Below are 23,530 nucleotides of genomic sequence, written 5' to 3' on the forward strand. Positions count from 1 at the left end.
GAGGAAATGGTTCATGAAAAAAGCAATTCTGATTATTATTATCATCGGAATGTTCTCTTGGGCGTTGTACGATTTTGTGTTTTCATCCAATAAAACAGCACAAGAAGCAGATGCGCCTCCTGCTGGAAATCAAATCACATCCCAAGAAAACCAAACGAGTGAAGTAGAAAAAACAGGAGATTCCAGTGAAGTTGGTTTAGAAGTCGGTAATCTCGCTCCCGATTTCAAATTACCTACGTTAGACGGGGAGCTCATCCAGCTATCTGAATTACGCGGCAAACGAGTAATGGTTAACTTCTGGGCTACGTGGTGCCCTCCGTGCCGAGCAGAAATGCCAGATATGCAAAAATTCCATGAAAATAAAGATATAAATATTTTAGCTGTTAACTTAACTGAAACAGAAGGCGACTTAATGAACATCCAAAATTTCGTCAGTGAATACGAGCTTACTTTCCCGATCTTAAAAGATGAGAACACTGAAGTAGCAAATAGGTACCAAATTCAGCCGATTCCGTCGACTTTCATGATTGACAGTAACGGCATCATCCAGTACAAAGCCTTTGGCGCTATGAATTATGACTTAATGGTACAGGAATTTGAAAAAATGGAATAACAAATTCTCGTATAAGAGTCATATGAAAAGATACAGCTTTCCGGTATCACATTCCCCTTCAACTGCGGTACACTAGTGTTGAGGTGAGATCATGAAACAAACAATTATGGTCGTTGAAGATGATAAAATGATACGCAACCTAGTGCGTATTTATTTAGAAAAAAATGGATACGAAGTGGTCGAAGCAGCCGATGGAGAGGAAGCAAAATCCGTATTTTTAAAACATCTTCCGTGTCTGATCATCCTTGATTTAATGCTCCCAAGGTTAAGCGGAGAAGCGTTCTGCCATTGGGTGAAACAACAGGAAAACGGCGAAGTTTCTATTATCATGCTCTCTGCTAAGACAAGCATTGAAGATAAAATAGCTGGACTAAAAATTGGAGCAGATGATTATATGACAAAGCCGTTCGATCCAAATGAACTCGTAGCACATGTGGAGGCTGTTTTGCGGCGAACTGGTCATTTCTGTCAGAAGATTGTCCGGGATGGCCTTTGTATAAAACCACGAAAAGGGGAAGTCTTGCTCCATAATAAGCCCATTCAGCTTACAAAATTTGAATTTAATCTGCTTTATCTGTTCATGCAACATCCGAATATCGTTTTATCGCGAGAGCAACTTGTAACAGAGCTCTACCCTCATTCGGAAAGCATGGTTATGGATCGAACGATTGATGCCCATATAAAGAAATTGCGGGAAAAAATTGAAGAAGCACCTGCTAAGCCAAAACGAATTCAAACTGTTCGTGGAATGGGGTATAAATTTGTCCAAACTACAACCTAAACGAATGAACGTGACACCTGTCAGTTTTCTGTGGAGATTAACGTTTTTACACTTTTTTGTAATCAGTGTCGCTTTATGGATAAGCGGTTGGGCCATGTATAATACTGCTTGCTTTTTGGCGGCCGGTGTCGGGAACCTGGATGAACTTAGACAGCAGCAATTTAACCAAACGCTATTAAATTATGTTTGGCTCTTTGTCATGATCGCCATCGTTGTTGCCTCGATTTTATATTTTTATTTATCGAAACGACTACTAAATCCAATTCGGGAGTTAATGGAAGCAACGCAATTGCTAAAAAATGGAGAATATCCCGACCTTATCCCTGTTTCCAGAAATGATGAAATTGGTCAGCTTGTACAGCAATATAACCAATTGATTGCCCAGCTCAATCGTAATGAGGTAGATCGAAAAAAACTCGTTTCCGATATTTCACATGAGTTTCGTACACCACTGTCCAATCTTAACGGGTACCTGTCTGCATTGAAATCAGGTGATATTCAAGGTGATCAGGAGTTATTTGTAGCACTTTATCAAGAATCACAACGACTCACTTCGATGCTCCATCAGTTTGATCAACTAAAGCAATGGGACTACACCACTTCAAACTCATATAACCATAAAGAAATACAGGCGGTAAAACCACTTCTGGAGCAGTGCGTTTCTATGTTCCGCTGGACGCTAAAGCAAGCAGGTATCCAATTGGAATTACAAGTGGAAACAGCAGATGTATATGTCCACACAGAAGGAATACAACAAGTCATAAGTAACCTCTTAGACAATGCGATTCAATACTATAAGGGAAAAGGACCTATTCGCATTACGGGACAAAAACAAAATAACGGCTATTATATTGGTGTTTCCGGACCTAGTGAACCAATACCAGACCGAGAAAAAGAAAGGATTTTCCAACGGTTTTATCGTCTTGAGTCATCCCGCAGTAGAGATACAGGCGGAGCTGGATTAGGACTTGCTATTACGAAGGAGATCATAGACCAACATGGTGGGAGTATTCAGGTGGAAACAACAGCAATAGAAAATACCTTTTGGGTCTGGTTACCTTGTCAGTAGCTGCACTTCCATTTTCTTTCTATCCATCGAGTTTAACCCATGGTCTTAGAGTTGGGATATTGTTAGAAAAAGGTGCTACTATCTTCCATCCAACTCCTAAAGCGGGGAGTCTTACACACCTTATATACGGGGATAAAGGTGTTAGTTATTACTTAGGGAGTTGGTAACATTCATTTCGGTGAATCATGTGCCTTTTTAGCAAATAATAACAAAGAATTTATTTACCAAACTTCTAAGCAAGTTGATGGAGGTATTTTAGGCTGGAAAAGTATATGGTGTTATTAAGTGAAAAAAATTCGGAGTTGGTGAAATGATACCGTACTTCCTTCCAAGAATACTTCAAAATCCTTCATTGGAATATCAATGCACCCTCAGAAATAGTTAATTAGTGAAGATGAACACTTAAAAACTATAGTTTTTCCAAACTATGTTCCCTACCTTATAATGAGTGTAACTAGGAGGGAGGATGTTTTTTTCATTCTCCCCAGTCACAATCCCTTGCCCTGTTAACTTTTATCAAGATTGGCAGTCTACATGAAAACCTTAAGTATTAGGGCGTCAAAGTTAAGTAAAATATCTATCGACTTTTAACTAATAGCTGTACTGCTTCTTGAATCAGCTCGTCGGTGTTACCGCCCTTTTCTTGTTCTTCTCGTATACAGCGCTCTAAATTTTGACTGACGATTAATGCTGCTGTTCGATCAATCGCATTTCTAGCAGCAGACATTTGCGCCACAACATCACGGCAATCTTTTTTTTGCTCCATCATTCGTTGTAGGCCTCTAATTTGCCCTTCTACACGCTTCATTCGATTAATAATTTTTGCATCATATTCCAACTTATGCTCCTCCTCTATCATACTTTTATACCATGATTGATTATACAAAAATGCAAAGTATTAGTAATACAGGGTAATAGTTCTATCGTTATTTTTGGCTTTCATCTGCTTTTTCCTTATGCTTCTCTATTTGTACACGTTTAATCATGCGCTCGTCTACTTCTAAAATACGATACGTTAGGCTGCCTTCTTGCAGTTCTTCGCCTTCATTAGGAAAGCGGTTCATCTTTTTTAACAGGTAACCAGCCAATACATCCTCTTCATCGATGATGTTCGTATGAAAAATAGTATTTAACCGATGTAATGAAATCTTTCCATTACAAATAATCTCCGTATCAGTCACTTTTTCTACAAGCGGTTCATTGCCTCTATCTGTTTCGTCCTCTATCTCTAAGCCAATTAGCAGTTCAATAATATCTTCATGAGTAATAATACCTTCTGTCCCACCGTATTCATCTATAACAATGGCCATATGCTTTTTTTCCTGAATCATTTTGCGAAAAACCCAATCAACCGAATGAAATTCAAACACAATCAACGGATTCATATCACTAAATGACTCGAGTGCTTTATCCGGATCCATTGACCAGGACAATAAATATTTTGAATGGAAGACACCAATAATAGTATCAATATCCTCCTCGTAAATGGGATATCGTGTAAATGGGTTTTGAATTGCTATGTTCCGTACTTCTTCAAAATCCGAATCGCTGGAAAGAGCTACAATATCCACCCTAGGGGTTTTTAATGCATCCTTGACATTCAAATTACTAAATTCAATGACACCCTTAATCCGATGTGACTCATCCTGTTTGAATATTCCCTCTGTGCGCGCAATATCAACCATTGCCCGGATTTCATCTCGAGATACAGAAGCACTCGTTTCTTGACCTTTTGATAAAAGTTTAATAATTAAACCCGTTATCGCATTTAATAACATCGTTAGCGGTCGAAAAACAAATACGACAGCACGAATTACAGGGTACACAATATATGCCATGCGATCAGGAAATGCGGCAGCGACAGACTTCGGTATCACCTCTGCAAAAATAATGATTGTAACCGTCAATATCGCGGAAGCTAGCCCCACATTCACACCATAATCCATAGCAACGATCGTAACTAACGTGGGCAAAATAATATTAGCAATGTTATTTCCAATTAATATCGATGTAATGAATTGCTCGGGCTTTGATACTAATCGAAGTAATTTGTTAGCTCGCTTATCTTCATGATTCGCTTTTGTTTGTAATTTCATCTTATTCGCGGCAGTTAAAGCTGTTTCACTACCGGAGAAGAAAAAAGATACGAATAATAAAGCAATGATCGCAATGATCACCTTTTGAATGCCCCCTTGTGTATACCCATGGACTTATTTTATTAGGGTACGTATGTCTTCTTTCTATCATACATGGATTTTTATTGAAGATAAAGTGAAACTCCGTTCAGTAGGAGCTTTCCTCCATCACTTACTGAATGTTTAGTACCACAAGGCTATGACCTAAAGTCCCTTGAACGAACCGGGCATTTAAGTGCTGTTATCTCACAATTAGGACTTTCTTGTATCTTCCTCAACGCTTAAGATGAGAGTCTTATGGCCACCTTACATTTTGGATAAAAGTCTTAAAAATAGCGTATTATAGACAATTTCATTTTTTAGTGAAAGGTGTGATATGATGAAAAGGTGTCATTTTTTGACTAGGGGAAATATAGGATGAATTCTGTTGATTTCATTTGTGTATTTAAAATAATCGGGAAAATAGAAAGATCTACAATACGTAAAAAAGCACCATAATAAAAATTTGCAGCTATGCTTAGCGGAGGCGTTGACATGAAGAAAATATTACAAATAGCCAGTGCATTTATTGGCATTATTGTGGGGGCAGGATTTGCTTCTGGACAAGAAATATTACAATACTTTACTAGTTTTGGTTATATTGGAACAATAGGAGTAATCATTTCAACTGCTCTATTTACTTATTTGGGGATGATGTTAACCCGATTAGGTAGCCAAACCCGAACCACCTCTCACCGCGATGTGATTTACTTCATTAGCGGAAGGTATCTAGGCGCCATCGTTGATTACATTATCGTGTTTACGTTATTTGGTGTTGGTGTTGTAATGCTCGCTGGGGCCGGCTCTATATTCAACCAGCAATTCGGCCTTCCGTCTTTTGTCGGTATTGCTATCATGACGATTCTTGTGATCCTTACGGTTATGCTCGATATTCATCGTGTAGTACAGATCATTGCCAGTATTGCTCCCTTTTTGATTATAACAGTTATGCTTATTTCTATTTATAGCTTAGTAACCATGGACCGTTCATTTGTTAACATGGAGCCTATCGCCTTAGAACAAACTTCTGCGGTATCCAACTGGATGCTTTCTGCAATCAATTATGTTTCTTACAATATTGCATTAGGTGCGTCGATGGCCCTTGTAATGGGAGGAGCTGAAGCGGACAAACGAAAGGCTACCATTGGTGGATTGTTAGGAGGTTTGGGGATTGGAATATTAATTCTGTTTAACCACCTCGCTATCTTTGCAAATATGAAGCTAGTGGACGGATTTGAAATGCCGATTTTAAAAATCGCTGACGAAATATCCCCTGCTTTAGGAATGATCTACTCCATTATTCTATTTGGGATGGTTTTCAATACTGCGGTTAGTATGTTTTTCTCTTTTAGTGCTCGCTTTAAACCAAACGGAACACCACAATTTAGACGCTTTAGCGTCATTACGATTTTGATTGCCTTTGCAATGAGCTTTGTAGGGTTCACTAAATTAGTATCGTTTTTCTATCCTTTCATTGGGTACATGGGCTTGTTTCTAATTGTCGTTTTGATCATTGCGCCATTTCGACTAAAATCAAGCTTACAGCAATAAGCTTACCTAAAATTGATATATATTGACATTCTCATTGTTGCTTCGTATACCAACTGATGATCATTGTCGTAGTAAAAAAAGAGAAATGTGTCAACATATCCAAGCACATACGTCTTTTTAAGCTTTTAACCGTGTTCGTTTTACTAGACGCGAGGTAAACTGGGAGATTGCACATTATTTTAGTATAATAAGTACTGATAAAAGAATAAACCTGGAGGGAAGCATGTTGCTTAAAGAATGGTTACAAGAGGCAAAATACACCGTCGTATTCACTGGAGCTGGCATGTCAACAGAAAGTGGTTTACCTGATTTCCGTTCTGCAAATAAAGGACTATGGAAACAGAAAGATCCTAGCAAAATTGCCTCAACGGATGCATTAAATTCCAATGTAGAAGCGTTCATTGAGTTTTACCGCGAACGAGTATTAGGTGTTAAAACGTATCAACCACATAAAGGGCATTATATACTGGCGGAATGGGAAAAGCAAGGACGGATAAAATCCATCATTACCCAAAATGTAGATGGCTTTCACCAACAAGCCGGAAGCCAACGAGTCGCCGAATTACACGGAACGCTGCAAAAACTTCATTGTCAATCTTGCGGCAAAGAATATAGCAGTGAAGAATATGTAAACAAAGATTACTACTGCTCTTGTCAAGGTATTCTTCGCCCTTCCATTGTTCTGTTCGGGGAAACTTTACCGATGGACGCATTTCAATTTGCTTTAGCTGAAGCAGAAAAAGCCGATTTATTTATTGTGCTGGGATCTTCCTTAAGCGTAACACCAGCCAATCAATTTCCGCTAATTGCAAAAGAACATGGAGCAAAGCTCGTCATCGTCAATCGAGAGCCAACTGAATTAGATCACTATGCTGATGAGCTGATTCATGGTCGCTCCATCGGAGAAGTGTTAAAAGAAGTTAATGAATAGCAGTATATATAACGAGGCAATGATCCACATTTGAAGTGGACATTGCCTCGTTTAGATGTTCTTATACGATAAACCAAAAAATTTTATACTTTCCTATAGTGGAACAAAGGCGTAAGCGCCCGTTTAGCAACGTAGCGAATGGAACGAATCAACTAAAGATAAAGGAATCATGCCACTAAAACAAGGGTATGCCGACGTCTGGGCGGCAAGCCCGTTTTTAGTCGGCCTTCCTCTTAGCGACGAGCCGATGAGGCCTTATCGTAGGGCGCATTTCTAAAATCGCATCGTTGCTGGGCTCATGCGCCGGACGTGACTAGTCGGTTATTTCGTTATCCCCAAGCACCTCATTTTATAGCTTCCTACATAATAAAACAATCGATACGCCCTACTTCTAATTATAGTAGATCGTATCGACTGTGTGTATTATGCCATCCATTTTGGCGGCGTATTTTTATCCCAAAAAATCTCACCGATCTCATAATGGGTTTCAAATTGATCGTCTTTTAAATGATAGTGGAAATTAAACCAATAACCTTCTAGCGGGCGATGGTCTCGTCTCACATGGAACTTCACCACATTCTCCTCTTGTTGATAATCATAAATATGAAAAATCCGCTCTCCATAACCACTCGCAGGGTCTTCTGTAATCCCATAATGGGATATCGGCTCGCCATTTTCATCGAGCATTACTGTTTGCATTACTTGCTCAATATGAGGCAGAATAACAGCCGTAAACTCATCAGCCACACGATCAGCTATTTTTGGTCCCATTTTACGCATTACTTGTTCTTTGGCTTTTTCCGATAGCTCCAGCATCGGATCTGTTAGAGGAGGTGTTTCTTCTAAGACAGCAGGGCTTGATGTTTCGCTAACGTCTGAGTCAGAATTATAACGTGCTTTAGCATCACTTGGTTCTTCCGTTAACGAAGCAGGCACATACATTCCAAGTGTTACAATTGCTATCATCATGACTGCTATTTTTTTCATCCACTGCTTCATCTTAGTCCACTCCCCTCTTTACGTGTTACTTAAATTTTACCATTATCTGATCATTTGTCCATGCTATTTTTATAACGTAATCGTTTGTAAAGTATTTTTTACGCTTTTGAAATCGATATAAAAAATTCTTACCGTGAGTTACAAATAGAAGAAGTCAGGATTGGTACAATGATAACTCGATAAGGCTGCTGTTTAAAAGAAAGCTATAGAAAAGCTAAACACTCAATAAGCCCTTGTTTCTAGACTATCTAAATCGCCTGTATCCGAATGTACGGACCTACGACATCTCTGCGATACCGAGTAAGTCAGGAGATAACTGTATTTAAATTCCCTATTCATTACGCTTATAAGATATCCTCGTTGACACGCATATTTTCAAGAACGCCTGACGTTATACCCGTTGTTCTACTCCAAACAGTAGGGAATGAAAAAACTCCCAATAAAGGAGGGACCACTTTATAAAGTCAATCTTCCATCAGTAGGGGTTTTCATTCACCCCCCCCACGGCTTGTTAGTAGCCCAAGAATATGACCTAAAGGCCTCTTACGAAATAGGGTGTTTCGGTACTGTTATCTCCTGTTTGGACTCAGTACAAATTATCCAAATCCCTAAAGTGAGAGTCTTCCAGCACATTACATACTGGATAAAGGACGATGAACCGTTTTCCTTCCATCATAGGAGTACACCACACTTTTATCATCCACAACTGTTTCCATATAGACAGAACGTCCCCACAGCTGATAAATATATGGCAGCACATGTTCCAAATACGCAATATCCAGCTCCGTTCCTTCGTAGTGATGGACCAGATATAGTTCTCCATTTCGTAAATAATCACCGTTATCCACAGTGATATATGGAAAACCACCATTTACCCGCATCGCTACAAGCTGGTCACGAATATTCTCATAGTCTTTATCTGTAATCTGATAATTTCTTCCCTTTTTCTCAAACAAATATAAATCCTCTTGCTGCACTAGTTCCTTCGTCAAATAATTTCGCAAAAAGGAAATATCCGATTCCAACTCTCGAACCTCAAACAACTTTTCTCTTCCGGAATTTGGTTGAATTCCCAGTCGCTTCATCTTCTCTGTCGGTTGGTTATAGCGTTCTTCAATATCTTCTAGTATTTTCAAGCCTAAATAGTATGGATTTAATTGACGTGTCGAAGGCTGCACTACTCCCGAATGCAGAGAGGCAAATTCGATTGTCTCTTCACTAGTTAAATCCATTTCCCTCAAAATCCGTTGGTGCCAATAGGAAGCCCAACCTTCGTTCATAATTTTCGTCTCCATCTGCGGCCAAAAATAGAGCATTTCCTCCCGCATCATCGTTAAAATATCCCGCTGCCAGTCTTCCAATTCTTTACTATATGACTCCAAAAATAATAGCAAATCCTTCTCCGGCCGTGGTGGGAATTTCTTTTTACGCTGTTCCTTTTCCGTTTGCTGAGTTGATACTTGGTCTAAATTCCATAAATCATCATATGGAGTTTTCTGTTGGGGAGAATCTTTTTCTAGCTCTTCTAACTCATCATAGCTTAGTGAGGAACGAAAGAGGGTTGGATCAATATGTTCCTGTATTGCTAGAACAGCATCTAGAAATTTTTCTACTTTTTCCTTGCCATGCACCATTTCATAGTGAGCAATCCGTTCAGCCGTTGCTGTCATGCTCTCCACCATATCACGACGTGTATTGGAAAAACGCACATTATTTTTAAAAAAATCACTATGCGCCAAAACATGGGCAATGATTAACTTATTTTGAATTAGACTATTTGTATCCAATAAAAAAGCGTAGCATGGGTCAGAGTTGATGACTAATTCATATATTTGACTTAATCCTAAATCATACTGCAGCTTCATACGATAGAACTGTTTGCCAAAGCTCCAATGACTAAAACGGGTAGGCATCCCATAAGCTCCAAATGTATAGATAATATCTGCAGGGCAAATTTCATAACGCATGGGATAAAAATCCAGTCCAAAATCGGCAGCTATTTCCGTTATCTCCGCAATAGAATGTTCCAGTTGCTTATTCTCAATCACTAAGATCCCCCCATTTCACTTTCTATAGTTTATGAATATGTAAACGAATGATTACTGCAAAAATAACAACTAACCCGTCTACAGATTTTTGTTCTGTTTTCCTTGGCTAGCTATCTTAAAACCATTACTAAAAACGCAAACAAGGGATAAATAGTCTTATACGGCAACTATAGTGCGAACTTATGCTGAAACGTTGTCTTTGCTGTGCAATTATAACTAACGAGCCAATCAACCACCGTTCCTTTTCGCATGCTATATAAAGAGCTAATTGATAATCCCTACAAACGAGCACGACATGGACGCTTGTAAAAAAACCTACATTTTTTTAATAAAAACTATTGCTTTTTTTAAATCCATAACATATAATTTGCACCAAGGAAAATTTTTAATAGATATTAAATATTTTGCGGGTTCCCAACTATCACAGGCAAATGGGATAAAGTGAATCTTCCATCAGTGGGATTTTTCATTCATCCACCATAGCTTGTTAGTAGCCCAAAGGTTTGACCTAAAGGTCTCTTACGAAATAGGGTATTTCGGTACTGTTATCTCCCATTTGGACTCAGTACAAATTATCCGACTCCCTAAAGTGAGAGTCTTCCAGCACCTTATATAAGGGATAAATTTTTTTAGACTAGTTTTGCGTTGAGTAAACATTTTTGAGAGAGGGGAATAACACATGAGGAAATTCAGCTTATTTTGTTTCGGCTTATTACTTATTATCGGAATTGCAGGTTGCGCTTCTAAAGCAAAGAATGAAACTGCTTCAAGTGACGATCCGGTAAAAATTGTAACAACCATTGCACAAATAGGGGATGTAACCAAAAATATAGGCGGTGATCTTGTAGAAGTTAACAGTTTAATGGGACCAGGTACTGACCCACATTTATATAATGCTGTCCAAGGAGATATACAGAAAATGTCCGAAGCAGATATTATCTTTTACAACGGGCTAAATTTAGAAGGCCAAATGGGAGAAATATTTGAGGAAATGAAGCAAGACAAACCTACTATTCCTGTCGCTGAAGGAATTCCCGAAGAAGATTTACTAGCTGATCCAGAAAGCCCATCGGTCAGCGATCCGCATGTTTGGTTTGATATTAAACTTTGGAAATATGCTGCGGAAACGATTCGTGATGGATTAATTGAGTTAGATCCAGATAACAAAGACACCTACAAGAAAAATACGGACGCTTATTTACAAGAGTTGAATGAACTCAATGATTACGCAAAAGAACGATTCGATGAAATTCCTAAAGAAAGTCGTGTACTCGTGACGGCACATGATGCATTTAATTATTTTGGAAAAGCCTATGGTTTTGAAGTAATGGGGCTTCAAGGTTTAAGTACAGAATCAGACTATGGTGTCAACGATATTCAACGGATTATCGACGTGTTAGTTGAACGGAATATTAAAGGCGTGTTCGTCGAAAGTAGTGTATCTGAGCGATCCATTAATGCTGTTGTGGAAGGCGCAAAGGAAGAAGGACATGACGTCTCCATCGGTGGCGAACTATATTCTGATGCAATGGGCGAGGAAGGAACAGAAGAAGGAACATATATCGGAATGTTCAGACATAATGTTGACACAATCGTAGAATCATTAAAATAAGGTGGGATAATATGTATGCATTAACAGTAAAAGATATTTCTGTTACGTATGATAAGCAACTCGCACTTGAAAATGTGTCTTTTGCTGTACCAGAGGGGTCGATAACGGGAATTATCGGCCCAAACGGGGCTGGTAAATCGACACTAATTAAGTCCATTCTACAGCTCTTACCTACGTTATCAGGAAAGGTAGAAGTTTTCAATAAACCGATACGGGTGCAAAAGAAAATTATTGGCTATGTGCCACAGCGAAGTGAAGTAGATTGGGATTTCCCTACGAACGCATTAGATGTTGTTTTAATGGGAAGATACAATCATATCGGTTTATTTAAGCGAGCGAATAAAAAAGAGATAGTATGGGCGAAGCATTGTTTAGAAAGAGTAGGAATGCAGGCTTACGCGTCCCGACAAATTAGTCAATTATCTGGCGGACAGCAGCAGCGCGTTTTTCTTGCCCGAGCAATGGCACAAGATGCCAAAATTTATTTTATGGATGAACCGTTTGCCGGAGTGGATGCTTCAACAGAAAAGGCAATCATTCAATTAATGAAGGAATGGAAAGAGGAAGGGAAAACGGTTTTAGTAGTCCATCACGACTTACAGACAGTGAATGATTACTTTGATCATGTATTATTATTAAATAAGACGCCAATAGCATACGGAGAAACAAACAGAGTATTTACACTAGACAACTTGGAAGAGGCTTATGGAGGGAAAATTGCCTTTTTACAAAAAGAACCTACAGCAGTGAAAGGGAGCACATGAGATGGATACATTAACATCTCTTCTGTCTAGTGCAAACCTGCAATGGGTATTGGTGGGCAGCCTCTTGCTAGGCTTCGCCAGTGGAGTGATTGGTAGCTTTGTCCTGTTAAAGAAGCAAAGTTTAATTAGCGATGCAATGGCTCATGCCGCTCTACCAGGTGTATGTATTATTTATATTATATTTCAGGTGAAGTCCATCCCTTTCCTGCTAGCTGGCGCTGCCGTTACAAGCTTGGTCGCTACCCAATCGATTCAAACAATTGTTAAAAAGTCACGAATTAAAACGGATGCTGCAATTGGTATTACACTATCGGTCTTTTTTGGACTTGGAATTGTTTTATTAACCTATATTCAACAAAATTCAACAGGAAATCAGGCTGGATTAGATTCCTTTATTTTTGGGCAAGCAGCTTCCCTTGTACGAAGTGACGTGCAATTAATCACGATAGGTGCATTATGTTTAATTATCCTTACTGCCCTGTTCTTTAAAGAATTTAAAATTACTATCTTTGATCCACAATTTGCAAAAGGAATTGGCTTACCCGTCACCTTTTTCAACGGTGTCTTATTATTTCTCGTTGTTGCCGTTGTCGTCATCGGCATTCAAATGGTTGGTGTTGTATTAATTGCGGCCCTATTAATTACACCGCCAATTTCTGCCCGCTATTGGACAGATCGGCTTGGTTTGATGACGATTATAGCGGGAATATTCGGTGCTATTTCTGGTGTGAGTGGAGCCGTATTAAGTACCGTTTTCAATAATTTGCCTACAGGTCCGATTATTGTGTTAAGTGCTTCCGTAATTTTTCTCTTCTCCTTGTTTTTTGGATCAAAAAAAGGGCTCGTATTTAAAGGAGGGAAACGCGCATGACCTATACATTTTGGATCCTTTTAACGGGCTGTCTTGTTGGTGTAACCTGTGGCATCACTGGAGCCATCCTCGTTCTGCGTAAAATGGCAATGATCGCTGATGCTATTAGTCATACCGTTTTATTAGGAATAGTTGGTGCATTTTTTGTGACGCAATCACTAGATGGTGTACCTATGTTAATTGGTGCTGGTATTGTCGGTATTTTAACTGCCATATTCGTAGAAATGCTGAACTCATCAGGTGTGCAATCAGATGCTGCTATCGGCATTGTCTTTACATCTCTCTTCGCTTTAGGGGTGGTACTTATTTCCTTTATTGGTGATCAAGTACACCTTGATGTCCAGCATGCACTAATGGGAGAAATCGCTTTTGTACCTTGGAATACATTGACAATTAATGGTGTCAATTTGGGTCCTACTGCTGTTTGGATGCTTGGAGCTGTTCTAGTCATCAATTTAATTTTAATTACACTTTTTTATAAAGAAATTAAAATGTCAACATTTGATCCACAGTTTGCTACTTTAATAGGCGTTCCAGTAGTAATGATCCACTATCTATTAATGACGATGGTATCTCTATCAACCGTTGCATCGTTTGATAGTGTTGGTGCAATTTTAGTTGTAGCGATGCTCATCGTTCCTGGAGCTACTGCTTATCTTTTAACAGATCGATTCCTTGTCCTATTAATTTTAAGTGGCGGTATCGGTATTTTATCTGCTGCGCTTGGCTACCTGTTCGCTGTTCAATTAAATGTTTCTATTGCGGGGTCCATGGCGGTAGCCTCTGGCGTGCTGTTCCTTGGCGCCCTCCTCTTTAGTCCAAATCAGGGAATTATTACCAAAAAATTTCGGCGCACCACTGGTGAGAAAGCAGTACATTCAACCATGTAAAAAGAATCTTCATTCTGAACTGCACCTCCAAATTTAGATCGTATCTAAATTTGGAGGTGCGTTCTTTTTTCTCTACCCTCACTTATGAGTAGCGTTTGTAATAGTTCTTCCATAGCGAAAAACAAACTCCCTTCCTCTGGTAAATTGTGAACTTCAAGCAACTCTTATGTAAACTTCGGCGCTTTGCTTGTGAACTCCGGCGAATTCACTGTGAACTTCGGCGAAAATCCAGATTTTTACGTATGATTTTTACATACAGCGGGAAATATCTTACTAGGAGGAATGGAACATGACAAAACAATTTTTAGATGTGGAGCAGTTTAATAAATTATTACAAAAATGGAGTGGAAAACAGATAAAAGTTGCCAAGCAAGAGCTAAACGATTATGATGTAGCAATTATCGACTTAGCTACAATCACCTATGAAACGAATAAACATAGAATGAATGATTACGAGCCACTACATACATTACAACTAAATGGTAGCGGCAAGATCGAAAACGCTACAAAATCCTATCAACAGCTTCCGAAGTCCATGTATGAAATCCCTTTGAAAGATACATCGTTTTATCAATTCGATGGGGAACGATTTGCTTTAGTTACCGATCGTGCCATCTATACAATTGAAGTTGTCAAATAGGAAAACCGGTGCACCATTAAAGCGGAACCGCTCATGCACCGGTAAATGATCATATAAATGCGTGTTCAAAAAGGAGATAAAGTACAGCTTCAATCAGTGGGGGTTTTCCTTCGTCCCCCACTGATTGTTAGATGAACGAATCTGGTATTGAGGTGCTGTTATCTCCACTACTTGTTGCAGTACAGATTATCCAACTACCGAAGTAGGAGTCTTACAGCACCTTATATATGGGATAATAAAGAGCAAGGTCAGCTAAGATCGCAGTCGTCCTTGATGAAGAAAAACACTTTTTCTGCATGCGATGTATTGCTGTCGGAGCCTTCCTTGACCTGTTGCAACGCCGACACTAGCACGTCTGGGCACCTGCGTCCAAGGCGGTTAGTTTCAAGTAGCGCGCTTGCATAAGGTACTGGCTTCTACGTTCGTCACAGGACGTGGGCGGTTTTAGTAGAAGGCCCCCCGTACGCAAAATTGATACATGAGCACTAGTGAATTATCCCCGCAATGGAAAAGGAGAACCGAGTCAACTAGAAACGAAACGTTAATGTGTCATTTTAAATGCGCTTTTTGAACGTCCTCTATCAAATAGGATTACTAGTAGTTAGCATTTTTTTCACCAAGTCTCTATTAAACCATTACTACCTGTTGGGTAAAAAACGCTTTTAACGCTTCGTATATATCTTTCTTTTCCTTGACAATATAATAACGGAATTTTGGATTATGAAGCTGATCAAACGCACGCATTAAGGTCGATCTGCGATGATAACTATTCACTTCTCCATAGCCAAACATACTAGAAACACGCATCATTTCTTCCACCAATTCCATACACAGTGGATTATCGGAGGTCATATTCTCTCCATCTGAAAAATGAACTGGGTAAATGTTGTAACGGGCGGGCGGGTATTTACTATTAATGAGTTCTAATCCTTTCAAATAAGCGGATGAACAAATCGTTCCGCCACTTTCTCCTTTTGAAAAAAAATCTTCCTCGGAAACGACTTTAGCTTCGGTATGATGAGCAATAAATTCTATTTCCACTGTCTCATATTTTGTACGTAAGAACCTTGTCATCCAGAAAAAGAAGCTCCGAGCTACATACTTTTCAAATATTCCCATTGAAGCGCTCGTATCCATCATGGCTAAAACAACAGCTTTCGACTCTGGCTTAGTTATATCGTTCCACGTTTTAAATCGCAAATCCTCTTCATAGATCGGCGTAATTCCTGGTCTTCCTTCTGTTGCATTGCGTTTAATCGCCGTTAAAATCGTTCGTTTTTTGTCTATATTCCCCATTAAACCTTTTTTGCGGACATCATTAAATTCTATTTTCTCCGTAATGATTTCAGCTTGCTCTTTTGCCTGCAAATTCGGTAATTCTAGCTCTTGAAACAACGCATTCTCAATCTCTTCTAAAGATACTTCTGCTTCGTAATAATCGGTACCAGGTTGATCTCCAGCCTTTTTTCCCTTACCAGCTGCCTGACCATCCTCTCCTGGAGCCCGAGCAATAATGTCGCCTACTTGGCTATCGCCTTTTCCTTGCCCTACATGTTTCGTCTTATCGTAATTGTAACGAATTTTATACTCATCTAACGAACGGATTGGTACTTTTATAACATCTTTTCCATTGGACATAATGATATTTTCTTCACTGACTAGATCAGGCAAGTTATTTTTTATCGCATCCTTTACCTTATCCATATGACGCGTTTGGTCTTGATAACCTTTGCGATGGAGGGACCAATTTTCCTTTGAGACGACAAAATTTCCCTTCTGCTCATACATTATATCCCCTCCTTAATATTAATCAACCTTTTCATCATGCGTTTCTATATCCTATGCATAACCGCTCCTATTATTGAATTATTACGACTATTTGGACAAAAATTGGTGACAAAACAGAAAAAAAGTTAGCAAAATCACCCTCTTTCAGATACATATCCAAAAGAGGATGCTATGAGTATGGATTCATTACCTATTTAACAAACTGCCTACGTAACGCAGCAGCTCATTTGCGGAAACAGAATTATAGCTATATTCATCAATTAGACGGGCAATCACTTCATTAATCTTTTTCAATTGAGATTCATCTGGCGTTTTGGAAGATGTCGTAATTTTAACCACATCTTTTAAATCAGCAAATAGTTTCTTCTGAATGGCTTCTCGTAATCGTTCATGTGAGCTGTAATCAAAGCGTTTTCCTTTCCGGGCATAAGCTGATATTCGAATAAGGATTTCTTCACGGAATGCTTTTTTGGCATTCTCTGAAATGCCAATTTGTTCTTCAATGGAACGCATCAGCTTTTCATCTGGATGCATTTCTTCACCAGTCAAAGGATCTTTCAATTTATTTTTATTGCAATACGCTTCTACATTATCCAAATAATTATCCATCAATGTTTTCGCGGACTCTTCATACGAATAGACAAACGCTTTTTGCACTTCTTTCTTCGCTATTTCATCGTATTCCTTTCTAGCAACAGAAATGTAATTCATATACGTTTCCTTATCTTCATTGGAAATGGATGGGTGCTGACTAAGGCCTTCCTTTAGCGAACGTAACACATCTAGCGCATTAATAGCAGGGACATCTTTCCGAATGATTGCCGAAGAAATTCGGTTAATCACATAGCGAGGATCAATGCCATTCATCCCTTCCACAGGAAATTCATTCTTTAACTCGTCTACATCTGCTTGATTAAAGCCTTCCACACTTTCTCCATCATAGAGGCGCATTTTTTTAACTAAATCCACACCTGGTTTCTTAGAATCTTCTAATCTTGTTAAAATTGAAAAAATAGCTGCTGCCTTCAACGCATGTGGTGCGATATGCACATGTGCCATATCACTTTCGTTAATCATTTTTTGGTAAATCCGTTCTTCCTCACTTACTTTTAAGTTATAGGGGATCGGCATGACAATAATTCGCGAATGCAATGCTTCGTTCTTTTTATTTGCAATAAAAGAACGGTATTCTGCTTCATTCGTGTGAGCAATAATTAATTCATCCGCACTTATTAGCGCAAAGCGACCTGCTTTAAAATTCCCTTCCTGTGTCAATGACAATAAATGCCACAAGAATTTCTCATCACATTTGAGCATTTCCTGAAACTCCATCATTCCTCGATTGGCTTTATTCAGCTCGCCATCAAAGCGATACGCACGCGGATCCGATTCCGAACCGTATTCAGCAATCGTAGAAAAATCGATGCTCCCGGTTAAATCCGCAATGTCTTGAGATTTTGGATCAGACGGACTAAAAGTACCAATTCCTACCCGCTTATCTTCAGAAAGAAAAATTCGTTCCACTCGCACATCCTCAATTTTTCCGTCATACTCCTTTTCTAGACGCATCGTATTTAACGGTGATAAACTTCCTTCAATGCGTATTCCATATTCCTCAAAAAAGTCTTGACGTAAATGGGGTGGAATCAGATGGAGGGGGTCTTCCTGCATGGGACACGATTTTATTGCATATATAGCGCCTTCATCCGTACGTGAATATTTTTCCAACCCTCGTTTCAGTATAGTAACAATTGTGGATTTTCCACCACTTACTGGTCCCATCAGTAATAAGATCCGTTTGCGTACATCGAGTCGCTTTGCTGCAGGGTGAAAATACTCTTCCACTAATCGCTCAATAGCCTCTTCTAAACCAAATATCTCTTCTCCAAAAAAATCATACATTTTTTTGCCATCTCGTTCCGTAATACCTGCACTTTTAATCATATTATAAATTCGTGAATGAGCAGTTTGCGCTACTTCTGGACGCTGTTTAAGCAATTCTAAATACTCACCGAATGTCCCTTCCCACTTCAACTGCTGCTCTTCTTCGCGATGCTGCTTCACTTTATTAAGAATATCCATTTCATTCCTCCATCCAGTGATCGATTAATATAGCCTATGCATGAAGGGGTTTTATGATGCCAGACCTGATTGAAATTGCACTGACTAGTAGAAGTTTAAACACATTTTCATATGATTTGATCTTGACATTTAATTTTATAATTGGTAGACTTTCCTCAAAGTTTACTTTATGCAAAAAAAATAAACTAGGTAAACAATTATTCCTAATTCAAAAAGAAAGGATGATATATTGCAGTGCAAGTAAAGGAAACTGCAAATCAAATATCTATGTATAAAAAAAGAAAAAAGAATAATCTCTCTTTTTTCATTCTTTTATGCCTAATATTAGTAGCAACAATAATTATTTCTAACTCAATTGGGCCAGTAAATATACCATTTAAACAAACTATTTCTATTATTTTAAAACAATTCCATATGCAAACAGGGATAGATGTTGTTGAGCGAAATGCAATTGTAATTATGGATATTCGGCTCCCAAGAGTTTTAGTTGGAGCATTGGTTGGAGGTGCTTTAGGCATATCTGGCGCTATTATGCAAGGTCTATTCCGAAATCCATTAGTAGAGCCAGGATACATCGGAGTATCAAGTGGTGCAGCAGTATTTGCAGTGATTGTACTTTATTTTGGATTAACACAATATAGCATGTGGATTTTACCTTTAGCAGCCTTTATAGGTGCACTAGGAGCCATCTTTTTAGTAGTACTAGTATGGCAATTAAGTAAAAAAACTTCCATTGCTACTTTATTACTTGTTGGACTCGGAGTAAATCTATTCTTATCTGCTGTAATGAGTATTCTCATTGCAAGTGCTCCTACTGAGCAAGAATTACGGAGTATCGTGTTTTGGTTACAAGGTGGTCTTGAAGCACGCACTTGGGATCATGTCATGTTAATCAGCCCTATCATTATTATATCTATGATACTTGCTTCTGTTTTTTCCAGAGAATTAAACTTAATGTTACTAGGTGATGAACAAGCTAAAGGTACAGGAGTAAACGTACGCAGAACTAGGTATATTTTACTTAGTTTAACTGCTTTAATGACAGGTGCAGGGGTGGCAGTTAGTGGGACGATCGGTTTTGTTGGTCTTGTTGTTCCCCATACTATCCGGCTGATGTTTGGATCCGACCATCGCTTCCTATTACCAGCGAGCGCCTTAGGAGGAGCATCCTTTCTAGTTTTAGCAGATATTGTATCACGAATGATGATACAGCCATTTACTATTCAAATAGGCGTAGTTTGCGCACTAGTTGGAGCGCCAATTTTTTTGATGCTCGTGGTAAAGTCAAGAAAAGGGAGGATCTAAATGGAAAAACTTACCTCAAAGCAAATTTCTCTTCACCTTGGAAATAAACATGTTTTAAAAAATGTATCCGTAACAGCTCATGACGGTGATTTCATTGGATTAATAGGTCCGAATGGATCGGGAAAATCCACCTGGTTAAAAGCCGTTTCAGGGTTAGTACCTTATCAGAATGGAAGTGTTACTTTAAAAGGAAAAGAAATTACTACATACCCTACAAAGGATATTGCGAAAATGATTGGTTATGTACCACAGAATACTTCATTAAATTTTGATTTTCTTGTAAGAGATATCGTTTTGATGGGAAGGCATCCACATATTCCTAGATTTGGATTAGAAAGTGCTATCGATTATAAGATTGCTGAACAAGCAATGCAGCAAACGAATATTATTCATCTTGCTTATCGCTATGCAAATCAGCTCTCTGGTGGGCAACTTCAATTGGTGTTAATTGCTAAAGCTTTGGCGCAAGAAACAAATATTTTAATTTTAGATGAACCTACATCTGCACTTGATATCAACAGACAGCTGCAAGTTCTAGGACTACTAAAGCAATTAACACAAAAGGGAGTTACAATCATAGCTGCATTACACGATTTAAATTTAGCAGCGAGATTTTGCAATCAGCTTGTATTACTTACAAATGGCGCGGTGCTAGCAGCAGGAACCCCAGAAACGGTCTTAACATCTGATCATATTTATAAAAGCTATGACGTACATTCGTCCATTCGCTATGATTCGCTCATACGAGCCTACTATGTAACGGCTTTATCCCATAAGACAATTTTAACTAAATGAACAGAGGATGGATAAATTTGAAACGTTATTTAAAAAGTTTATTAGTAGTACTTTGGTTAGTTTTGATGCTCATTATGGTTGCATGTAACAATAATGAATCTCCAAATGCAAAGGGAAAAGAAACGGAGGTTGATACTACCTCGGAAAATAAAGACCAAAACAGTGATCCATTTCCAATAACAACTACAATAGAAGGTAAAGAAATAAACTTAACAGAAAAACCGCACAAAATTGCAGCTCTCTCATTAAATGTTGCAGAAGTAGTTATGGATCTAACTGGCCCAGAGTCTATAGTTACTGTTACGGATACAATGGAACAAGAAAATCTATCTCATTTCAGTGAAGAAGCTAAGTTGATTAAAAACAAAATAAAAGGCGCTACTTCTCTTGACCCAGAAACAGTCCTGTCCTATGACCCTGATCTGATTTTATTAACACTTACACATGGAGCTGAAGAAGATGCTAATGAAATGCTAATGAAAGCAAGAATTCCTTTGGCTTCTTTTAATAGATGGACAACCATACAAGATGTAATGGATAATTATAAAAAAATTGGTCAGCTTATTGGCGAAGAGGAGAAGGCTTTTAAAGTCGTTGCAGATATGCAAGTGAAAATAGACCAGGTACAGAAAACCGCTAACAATAAGGATAAGAAACCGACGTACTCATGTTGTCTCAAGTTGGTTCAAATACAGGACCATATATTTTAGGGCCTTCTAGTATAGCTTATGATTTAATTGAACTTGCTGGAGGAAAATCGGGTTCTGATGTTTTAGAATTAGATAAAACCTCCCCCGCTTCTATTGAACATATTATCGAGATAGACCCTGACTACATTATTCTTGTAGAGTGGAGTGCGACAAGTGATGAATTCACAGAACTTATTGAGTCTGATGGGTTTCAATCCTTGGCAGCAGTTAAAAATGGAAATGTAAAACAAATGAAAGCAAAAGATATATCCCAACCGAATCGATTTATTGTTGAGCAGTTAGATGAATTAGCAGATTGGTTAAATAAAGGTAAGCATTAATTTTTTAAAAGATGAAACCACCATGGCTCGCCAAGAGCGCAAGCCACCATCTATGATGAAAAATTTTGCTATATAATGTTTAGATTCTTGAAATACTACCTAAAATAAATAAGTTATATAATGGTAAATAGCGTTTTTTTCATACAAAGTATAAAATGAGGTACTTGGGGACAACGAAATTACCGACTAGCTACGTCCGGCGCATGAGCCCAGCAACGATGCGACTTTAGAAATGCGCCCTACGATAAGGCCTCATCGGTTCGTCGCAAAGAGGAAGGCCGACTAAAAACGGGCTTGCCGCTCAGGCGTCGTCATACCCCTGTTTTTAGTGGCATGATTCCTAAATCTTTAGTTGATTCGTTCCATTCGCTACGTTGCTAAACGGGTGCCCGGCGCCTTTGTTCTAGACAAATATGAAAGAGGGATTCTTATTGATTGGTATTATAACATTTGCTTATGGTTCCCCAACTTCACTAGATGATTTAGAAACATATTATACACATATTCATCACGGAAAAAAACAACCTCCGAAAAAAGTGGAACAATTAAAAAATCAGTTTAGACAAATTGGTATCGGCGACACGTTAGGAAGTATTACACAAAGACAAATGAAAGCAATTGCAAGTACATTACAAGCTCATTTGAAAGAACCAGTAAAAGGGTATGTTGCAAACAAACATACTAGTCCTTTTGTAAAAGACATTGTTACACAAATGGTTAAAGATGGTGTCACTAAAATTATTACATTCCCCATTAAACCATTACATTCCCCATTAAACCATTACATTCAAAAACAGGGGTTGTTTATTACCAAATTCTTGTAAAAAACGCCTTAAAACAACTAAATAGTGATATTCCAGTACTGGATATGGAGAATTGGCATAACCATACATCACTTATAAACGTATTAAGCAATCGCGTAAAAACAGCGTGGGATTGGCTACCATATCAAGGGAAAGACCATGCTTTAGTTATTTTCACTTCACATAGTTTACCTGGCAAACAGGATACACATCACGCATTTGTGAAACAGTTTACTGAATTAGCTAGACTTATTGCTAAACAAGCAAATATAACGCAATGGCGCATTGCTTATCGCAGCGCAGGAACTCATGGAGGACCATGGCTAGGACCAGATATTAAAGAAGTAATTGAACAAGAAGCCCAGCAAGGCTGCCAAGGATTGGTAGTGTGTGAACTCTTGTCTTTAACATCAAACGTGGAGACTACTTTTGATATAAGATTCGATATTCAACCTATCTGTAGAAAATGGAATATCGAATTTTTCCAAACTGCTATGCTAGACGATTCATTTGATTTTATAATGGCTTTAAAACAGATTGTTTTAGACAAAATGGCACTAACTTCATTTTTATCTAAATAATCCACAAATACAGCAACTTACCTTTCATTTCAAGTTGCTGTATTTTATTCAGGAGCATCAGGCTCTTTCCTTTAATAATTATCTCTGGACGGAACTCTACTATAAAAACCGACGGGGTAACCCCGGATGCTAATAAAGAATCAACTTTTCCTCCATGTAAGGTGCTGTAAGACTTCCAATTCAAGGGCATGATGATTAAAAAA

22 protein-coding genes are annotated in these 23,530 nt (G+C 38.5%); 16 read left to right on the forward strand and 6 right to left on the reverse strand.

Annotated elements, in window-relative coordinates; all coding sequences use genetic code 11:
* The first annotated feature begins 13 nt into the window (after nt 1-13).
* The 3 genes from KBP50_RS20870 to KBP50_RS20880 all read left to right on the forward strand — a co-directional run bounded on the left by KBP50_RS20870 (nt 14) and on the right by KBP50_RS20880 (nt 2,463).
* Nucleotides 14-613 (forward strand): peroxiredoxin family protein, encoded by a 600-nt coding sequence (locus tag KBP50_RS20870; RefSeq protein ID WP_050350776.1) that lies wholly within the window; start codon nt 14-16, stop codon nt 611-613.
* 91 nt (nt 614-704) lie between these two features.
* Nucleotides 705-1,394 (forward strand): response regulator transcription factor, encoded by a 690-nt coding sequence (locus KBP50_RS20875; protein WP_050350775.1) that lies wholly within the window; start codon nt 705-707, stop codon nt 1,392-1,394.
* A gap of 199 nt (nt 1,395-1,593) precedes the next feature.
* Entirely contained in the window at nt 1,594-2,463 is an 870-nt protein-coding gene (locus KBP50_RS20880) for a sensor histidine kinase (protein ID WP_406927031.1), read from the forward strand.
* A gap of 577 nt (nt 2,464-3,040) precedes the next feature.
* Here KBP50_RS20880 and KBP50_RS20885 read toward each other — a convergent pair.
* Together KBP50_RS20885 and KBP50_RS20890 are read right to left on the reverse strand one after the other, a co-directional pair.
* Nucleotides 3,041-3,301, reverse strand: coding sequence for a metal-sensitive transcriptional regulator (locus KBP50_RS20885; protein ID WP_175609406.1), 261 nt, complete (start codon nt 3,299-3,301; stop codon nt 3,041-3,043).
* A gap of 88 nt (nt 3,302-3,389) precedes the next feature.
* Nucleotides 3,390-4,640, reverse strand: a complete 1,251-nt coding sequence (locus tag KBP50_RS20890; protein ID WP_050350772.1) for a hemolysin family protein — start codon at nt 4,638-4,640, stop codon at nt 3,390-3,392.
* 492 nt (nt 4,641-5,132) lie between these two features.
* Between KBP50_RS20890 and KBP50_RS20895 the strand changes: the two genes are divergently transcribed.
* A complete protein-coding gene (locus tag KBP50_RS20895; RefSeq protein ID WP_050350771.1) occupies nt 5,133-6,188 on the forward strand; it encodes a YkvI family membrane protein in 1,056 nt (351 codons plus the stop codon).
* A 226-nt stretch (nt 6,189-6,414) separates the two neighbouring features.
* Nucleotides 6,415-7,119 carry an NAD-dependent protein deacylase gene (locus KBP50_RS20900; protein ID WP_050351158.1) on the forward strand — a complete coding sequence of 235 codons (705 nt, stop codon included), beginning with the start codon at nt 6,415-6,417 and terminating at the stop codon, nt 7,117-7,119.
* Between the two features lie 423 nt (nt 7,120-7,542).
* Here the strand turns inward: KBP50_RS20900 and KBP50_RS20905 are convergent, their stop codons facing one another.
* Nucleotides 7,543-8,118 (reverse strand): YpjP family protein, encoded by a 576-nt coding sequence (locus tag KBP50_RS20905; protein ID WP_050350770.1) that lies wholly within the window; start codon nt 8,116-8,118, stop codon nt 7,543-7,545.
* Between the two features lie 632 nt (nt 8,119-8,750).
* Complete coding sequence (locus KBP50_RS20910) at nt 8,751-10,166, reverse strand: SpoVR family protein (RefSeq protein WP_050350769.1); 1,416 nt, start codon at nt 10,164-10,166, stop codon at nt 8,751-8,753.
* Nucleotides 10,167-10,845: 679 nt separating this feature from the next.
* Between KBP50_RS20910 and KBP50_RS20915 the strand changes: the two genes are divergently transcribed.
* The 5 genes from KBP50_RS20915 to ymzB all read left to right on the forward strand — a co-directional run bounded on the left by KBP50_RS20915 (nt 10,846) and on the right by ymzB (nt 14,943).
* Nucleotides 10,846-11,778, forward strand: coding sequence for a metal ABC transporter solute-binding protein, Zn/Mn family (locus KBP50_RS20915; protein ID WP_050350768.1), 933 nt, complete (start codon nt 10,846-10,848; stop codon nt 11,776-11,778).
* Nucleotides 11,779-11,789: 11 nt separating this feature from the next.
* A complete protein-coding gene (locus tag KBP50_RS20920) occupies nt 11,790-12,542 on the forward strand; it encodes a metal ABC transporter ATP-binding protein (protein ID WP_050350767.1) in 753 nt (250 codons plus the stop codon).
* Nucleotide 12,543: 1 nt separating this feature from the next.
* Complete coding sequence (locus KBP50_RS20925) at nt 12,544-13,413, forward strand: metal ABC transporter permease (RefSeq protein ID WP_050350766.1); 870 nt, start codon at nt 12,544-12,546, stop codon at nt 13,411-13,413.
* The gene (locus KBP50_RS20930) at nt 13,410-14,303 is read left to right on the forward strand and encodes a metal ABC transporter permease (protein ID WP_050350765.1); all 894 of its coding nucleotides are present in this window, start codon (nt 13,410-13,412) and stop codon (nt 14,301-14,303) included. Before KBP50_RS20925 ends, KBP50_RS20930 begins: the two co-directional genes overlap by 4 nt.
* Nucleotides 14,304-14,592: 289 nt before the next feature.
* Nucleotides 14,593-14,943, forward strand: a complete 351-nt coding sequence (gene ymzB / locus KBP50_RS20935) for a protein YmzB (protein ID WP_050350764.1) — start codon at nt 14,593-14,595, stop codon at nt 14,941-14,943.
* Nucleotides 14,944-15,570: 627 nt separating this feature from the next.
* Here ymzB and yhbH read toward each other — a convergent pair.
* Nucleotides 15,571-16,731 carry a sporulation protein YhbH gene (yhbH, locus tag KBP50_RS20940; RefSeq protein ID WP_050350763.1) on the reverse strand — a complete coding sequence of 387 codons (1,161 nt, stop codon included), beginning with the start codon at nt 16,729-16,731 and terminating at the stop codon, nt 15,571-15,573.
* 186 nt (nt 16,732-16,917) lie between these two features.
* The gene (locus KBP50_RS20945; protein ID WP_050350762.1) at nt 16,918-18,813 is read right to left on the reverse strand and encodes a PrkA family serine protein kinase; all 1,896 of its coding nucleotides are present in this window, start codon (nt 18,811-18,813) and stop codon (nt 16,918-16,920) included.
* A 267-nt stretch (nt 18,814-19,080) separates the two neighbouring features.
* Here KBP50_RS20945 and KBP50_RS20950 point away from each other — a divergent pair, with 267 nt between their 5' ends.
* From KBP50_RS20950 to KBP50_RS22605, 6 genes are all read left to right on the forward strand, one after another.
* Complete coding sequence (locus KBP50_RS20950; RefSeq protein WP_050351157.1) at nt 19,081-20,118, forward strand: FecCD family ABC transporter permease; 1,038 nt, start codon at nt 19,081-19,083, stop codon at nt 20,116-20,118.
* Nucleotides 20,119-20,913 carry an ABC transporter ATP-binding protein gene (locus tag KBP50_RS20955; protein WP_050350761.1) on the forward strand — a complete coding sequence of 265 codons (795 nt, stop codon included), beginning with the start codon at nt 20,119-20,121 and terminating at the stop codon, nt 20,911-20,913. It abuts the gene before it with no gap.
* A 17-nt stretch (nt 20,914-20,930) separates the two neighbouring features.
* Nucleotides 20,931-21,623, forward strand: coding sequence for an ABC transporter substrate-binding protein (locus KBP50_RS22590; RefSeq protein ID WP_050350760.1), 693 nt, complete (start codon nt 20,931-20,933; stop codon nt 21,621-21,623).
* Entirely contained in the window at nt 21,584-21,943 is a 360-nt protein-coding gene (locus KBP50_RS22595; protein ID WP_157858446.1) for an ABC transporter substrate-binding protein, read from the forward strand. The genes KBP50_RS22590 and KBP50_RS22595 overlap by 40 nt, the downstream gene beginning before the upstream one ends.
* Nucleotides 21,944-22,374: 431 nt before the next feature.
* Nucleotides 22,375-22,767, forward strand: coding sequence for a ferrochelatase (locus tag KBP50_RS22600; protein WP_050350758.1), 393 nt, complete (start codon nt 22,375-22,377; stop codon nt 22,765-22,767).
* Nucleotides 22,758-23,327 carry a ferrochelatase gene (locus tag KBP50_RS22605; protein WP_236691388.1) on the forward strand — a complete coding sequence of 190 codons (570 nt, stop codon included), beginning with the start codon at nt 22,758-22,760 and terminating at the stop codon, nt 23,325-23,327. Before KBP50_RS22600 ends, KBP50_RS22605 begins: the two co-directional genes overlap by 10 nt.
* Nucleotides 23,328-23,530 lie beyond the last annotated feature (203 nt).

This window comes from Virgibacillus pantothenticus, from assembly GCF_018075365.1.
GTDB lineage: Bacteria > Bacillota > Bacilli > Bacillales > Amphibacillaceae > Virgibacillus > Virgibacillus pantothenticus.